General features: G+C 66.7%; 2 protein-coding genes and 1 pseudogene. All 3 read right to left on the reverse strand.

Annotation, left to right across the window (positions count from 1 at the left end; genetic code table 11):
* Window positions 1-1,425, reverse strand: a pseudogene (locus VJS90_RS21125) (translocation/assembly module TamB); the annotation flags it as partial.
* Window positions 1,422-3,164 carry an autotransporter assembly complex family protein gene (locus VJS90_RS21130; protein ID WP_324123575.1) on the reverse strand — a complete coding sequence of 581 codons (1,743 nt, stop codon included), beginning with the start codon at window positions 3,162-3,164 and terminating at the stop codon, window positions 1,422-1,424. The gene VJS90_RS21130 and the pseudogene VJS90_RS21125, both read right to left, overlap by 4 nt.
* Window positions 3,165-3,207: 43 nt before the next feature.
* The coding region (locus VJS90_RS21135) for a GNAT family N-acetyltransferase (protein ID WP_324123576.1) at window positions 3,208-3,440 on the reverse strand (233 nt) is incomplete at its 5' end.

Consider the following 3,440-nt stretch of genomic DNA (forward strand, 5'->3'; position numbering starts at 1 on the left):
GTCGAGCTGAGCATTCAGCGACAGTTGCCCGTTGTTCATTTCGCCTTTGCTGCGCAGCGGTCCGGCCAGGGTGCCGGGAAGTTCAGCGACCCAGTAGGCCGGATCGAGCGCCGAGAGCTGGAGGTCGACGTCCCAGCCCAGCTGATCGGCAAAGCGCACCGCCACGCTGCCGGCAGCCTTGCCCTGCCCCGCGGCCAACGCCAGCTGTGGCAGGCGGACCTGGCCCAGGTCGCCCTCGAAGGGGCTCGCGACGCTGAACGCACCGGCCGGTCCATCGAGGTCGCCCTTGAAGGTGCCGTGGTAATTGCCGTCGCGGTAGTCGACCTGGGCATTGAAACGCCGCAGGCTGACCGGTGGGGCTTGTTCCAGTGGATACAGGCGCAGCCAGGGGAAATCCAGCCAGTCGATCGTCGCATCGGCGCGCAAGCCCTGTTGCCAGTCGGCATTGGCCTGCAGCCTGAGCCGCTGCTGCTCGTTGGCGGCAAGGTCCAGTCCGGCGATCTGCGCGCCCTTGGCGTCGACGCGGCCCGCCAGCACCAGATCGATGGGCGACTGCTCGGCCGGCAGCGTGGCCGAGCCTTTGAGCTGATAACCCTTGTCCAGGTCACCGCTGGCATCAAGTAGCAGCCCATTGAGTTGCAGGGTATCGGGCAAGGTGCCGGCGGGCTTGAACGCCTCGGAGCGGATCTGCAAGGAAGCCGGCAGATGCTCGGCCAGGGCCTGGACTTCGCCGGCCAGCTCGGCATCAAGGTAACCGCTGCTGTTGCCCTTGAGGGTCAGGGTTTTCTGCAGTTCACCCGCCAGTTGCAGGTCCAGTTGCCACGGCTTGTCCTCGACCCGGGGCAGCTGCACCTGGCCGCTGAGCTGCACCGGCCAGTCGCCCTCGGGCTGCAGCGTGCCTTGCAGGTTCAGTTGCAGGTCATCGCGCTTGAGGTGCAGGCTGTCGATGCGCATGCCCTCGCCCGTCCAGTGCGCGGCCAGCTGCAGGTCGCCCAGCAGGTCGCTGCCGCCAAGACGCAGTTGACCGACTCGAACCTCGCCCAGCTCGATGCCCACCGGCAGGCGCAGGGACGGCAGCAACAACGGACCGCTGTCGGCTGTCTCGGCGGACGGCGCGAAGGCCATGTCGACGCGCTCGGCTTCAAGCCGGCGGATACACAAGGTCGAGCGCAACAGGCAGGCAGGCGACCACTGCAGCCGGGGCGCCAGCAGCTCGATGCGGGTCTCGCCCTGTACCCAGCGCAGCTGGCTGGCCTGCCACTGCCCGCCAAGGTGGCCGGCGAAGTCGTCCACCTCGAGCCCTGGCACCATCCCGAGCACCCAGCGGCTGCCGGCCTGGGTGCCGAGCACCAGGGCGAGTGCCAGGGTCACCAGGAGCAACACGGCGAGCAGGGTCAGCAGCAGCGGCTTGAGCACGCGCCTCACAGCTCTGGCCCCATGGAGAAGTGCAGGCGGATCCCACCGTCGTCATCCAGAGCCTTGGCCAGGTCCAGGCGCAGCGGCCCGACCGGCGAGACCCAGCGCACGCCGAAACCGACGCCGGTCTTGAGGCTGGGCAGTTCCAGCGAATTGAAGGAGTTGCCCTGGTCAATAAAGGTCGCCACGCGCCATTTCTCTGCAATCGAATATTGATACTCGGCGCTGCCGGCCACCAGGTAGCGTCCGCCGATGCGGTCGCCGTCGCTGTTTTCAGGCGAGAGGGTCTGGTAGTCGTAGCCGCGCACGCTCTGGTCGCCACCTGCGAAGAAGCGCAGCGAAGGCGGGATGTTGTTCTTGTAGCCGTTGGTGGCGCTGCCGCCAAACTGCAGGCGGCCCAGGAAGCGGTGGTTCTGCCCCAAGGTCTTGAGGCCCTTGAGCAGCACATTGCCGTGCAGCAGGTTGGTGTCTGAAACCAGCCCTTCCTTGGCCACCTGCACATCGAACTGCAGGCGGTAGCCATTGTGGGGGTCGATGCGGTTGTCGCTGCGCAGGTAGGAATAGCTCACACCGGGCATCAGCAAGTTGCTCAGGCCCGAATCGTCCCCCAGACGGTATTCTTCACGCTGGTACTTGAGCGAGATCACCCGCTGCCAGCCGCTGGGCAGCTTGCTGTGCCATTCCGGGCCGATCGACAGCAACTTGCTGAGGGTGTCGGTGCCGGCGATCTCTTCGTACTGGTAGCCGCCCGCGAAGCGCAGCTTGTCGGTCAGCGGCGGGTCGAGGGGGATGTCGTACCACAGGCCGACGTTCTGGCGCGGCGCCGAAAGCTCGGTCTCCCAGCCATAGCTGTGGCCCTGGGGGTTGACCCAGTGGCGGGTCCAGTTGGCCTTGCCGCGCGGGCCGACGTCGGTCGAGAAGCCAAGTCCCAGGCCCATGGTGCGCGGCTTGCGGGTCTGCAGCTGGACCGCCACCGGGATCTGCTCGCCGACCGCGGCGGTGGGCGCCGCATCGACCCGCACGCCTTCGAAGTAACCGCTGGACTGCAGGTCGTTGTTGAGTTCGGCGATCAGCTCGGAGTCATAGGGGGTGCCTGGCTTGAAGGACACCATGCGTTGCAGCAGGTCGTTGTCCAGCGGCGTGTCGCCGCCAAAGGTGACGGCGCCCAGCCGGTAGCGTGGCCCGCTCTGATAGACCAGCTCGATGTCGGCCACCCCGGCCTGGGGATCGACCGCCAGGCGTTGCTGCGCGAAGCGTCCGCCAAAGAAGCCATAGCGCGAGGCCTGGTTCTGGATCGCCCGCTTGGCGTCCTCGTAGTTCCCGTGGTTGAGTACCGCGCCGGGGCGCAGGGCCTTGCCGTCGGGCACCCGAAACGCCTTGAGCTCGCTGGCCTCGCCCTCGATGCGCACGCTGACGTTGCGCAGGCGTACGGGCTCGCCCGGGGCGATGTTGATGATCAGTTGAGTCGGCTGGTCGGCCCGGGTGGAGGGCTTGACCTCGGTATCGATCTGCGCCTGGTAGTAACCCAGCGCCTGGGCGGCCTTGCGCGCCTGCTCCTCGGCGCCGCGACTGAAGCGCAGCAGCGCGTCTTCATCGCGGTCACCCAAGGTACCGATGTAGCCTTCGACATTGGCCCTGAGCGCCTTGTTGGCGGGTTTGACCCGGACCACCAGTTCGCTCTGTGCCCAACCTGCGGTGCTGGCGACCATGAAAACAAGGCCCCAGGCAAATCTTCCTGAATACGTCATGCGGCGCATGCTACCAGAGCTTGGCGCCATGGCGCACCGCGCATCAAGCCAGAGCTGCCACGGAGGCCTCGGGGGCGGGATGAAAAAACACCCGCTCGCGGATCGGGCCCACGGCAACTTCGCCGATCTCCTGATAACCCTGGCGCTGGTAGAACGCCAGGTAGTCCTCGTTGCCGGTATCCAGCACCACGCCTTGGGTGTGCGGGTCTTCGGCGCACCAGTCATGCACGGCCTGCAACAACTGTTCACCGTAGTGCTGGCCCCGGAATCGCGGAT

The organism is Pseudomonas sp., assembly GCF_035277045.1.
Classification (GTDB): domain Bacteria; phylum Pseudomonadota; class Gammaproteobacteria; order Pseudomonadales; family Pseudomonadaceae; genus Aquipseudomonas.

Coding starts and splice junctions, on each gene's coding strand:
- VJS90_RS21130 (WP_324123575.1), bottom strand. CDS start 3,164: ATGACGTATTCAGGAAGATTTGCCTGGGGCCTTGTTTTCATGGTCGCC.